This is a genomic window from Sphingobium sp. MP9-4, from assembly GCF_005281675.1.
In the GTDB taxonomy this organism is placed as follows: Bacteria; Pseudomonadota; Alphaproteobacteria; order Sphingomonadales; family Sphingomonadaceae; genus Sphingobium; species Sphingobium yanoikuyae.
Window position 1 is genome coordinate 1 of the sequence record NZ_LUFI01000004.1, and the last position, 1493, is coordinate 1493.

The window sequence follows — 1493 nt, forward strand, 5'->3', positions numbered from 1 at the left end:
GCGGTCGACGCGGCGGCGGCGGGTGCGGCGTCGCGCGACGCCAGCTGGACGCCCGGCGCCGGCGGGGTCGGCACGATCGGCGTGATGCTGGTTGCGACCACCTGCGGGAAATGGCCGAAATGGACCGCGGCCGCCTTCTGCGCCGCCGTCAGATAGGGCATTTTCTGCATATAGGGGGTGATGGCGCTCGCCAGCTGGGCCGGCATGGTCTGGTCGACCACCTTCTTGGCCTCGGCCTGGCGGTTGTTCATCGCCAGGATGAAGGCATTATAGCGCCAGGCGGCCCGGTCGCTCTTGTAGAGCAGCGGCTGCAACACCTTGTCGGCGGCATCCACCTGCCCCGAAATACCGAGCGAGGCGGCATAGCGGCGCACCAGTTCGGCATCGTCCGGGGTGCGTTGCAGGGCGGCATGATAATCGCGCTGCGCCCCGGCCTGGTCGCCGGTCATGTCGCGCGCAAGGCCACGGTCGCCCTGGATGGTCGCTTCGGGATAGCCGGCACGGGTCGCCTGGTCGAACAGGCGCAGCGCTTCGGCCGGGTTCTGCATCTTCAGCATGACCCGGCCCAGGCCCGCCTTGGTGCGTCCATTATTGGGCTGGATCGCGTCGGCGCGGGCAAAGAAACCGGCGGCCGCGCGGGCATCGTCCAGCTCCAGCGCGGCTTCGCCCGCCCCCACCAACGCGTTGAAATCCCGCGGATTGGTGGCCAGTTTCGCCAGATTATTGTTGAGGTCTGCGGCGCCCGAGGGCCGGACCAGATCGGCCTGGTCGGTTTGCGCCTGCGCAGCCGTGGCAAGAAGCAGGCTGCCGAGAATCCATAGATGAGATCGTGTCACATCGCTCCCTTAGAGCCTGATCGTTTGAGGGGGAAGCGCTTCGCGCTTCCGCCGATAACGTGAATCAGGCTCTAGTCGATGATTTCAGACCTTGATTCACGCTTCGGGCTGATTCAGCCCGAAGCGATCAAGGTCTAGCGGATCGCGGAAGCAATGGGAAATGACCTGCACAAAAAAGCGCGCCGGGTCGCCCGAAGCGACCGACGGCGCGCCTTTGGCAGGCCGGTGCGGGCCTATGCCCGCACGCTGGCCTTACTGGTTGTTCTGGCGGTTGAGAAAGCGCGGGATATCCAGACCCTGCGTGCCTTCTTCGGCGCCCGGTGCCTTTTCGCTGCCACGGGTCAGGCCGGCCATACGTTCGAACAGCGTGCCACCGGTCGCGACGCGCGGCGCCGGCTGGGCGGGCTTGGGCGCGGCTTCCGGTGCGGTCGGTTCGGCTGCTTCGGCGCCGAGCAGCAGTTCATCCTGCGAGGGATCCTCGTCGGAGAAGACGGCGGCGGGACGCGCAGGTGCGAAGGCCGGCGGCGCCTTTTCGGCGGCAGGCGCAGCGATCGGCGCAGGCGCCGGGGCTTCGGGCACGTCCAGTTCCAGCGCTTCGGACTCAGGCGCGGCGACCGGGGTCGGTGCAGCAGCGACCGGCGCGGCCGGGGCGGGTGC

The 1493-nt window shown here is 68.2% G+C and carries 1 protein-coding gene and 1 pseudogene; both read right to left on the minus strand.

Going from position 1 to position 1493, the window contains the following annotated elements:
- The coding region (locus tag A0U87_RS02700; protein WP_137405199.1) for a tetratricopeptide repeat protein at positions 1–836 on the minus strand (836 nt) is incomplete at its 3' end.
- A gap of 252 nt (positions 837–1088) precedes the next feature.
- Positions 1089–1493 (minus strand): annotated as a pseudogene (locus A0U87_RS02705) (cell division protein FtsZ); the annotation flags it as partial.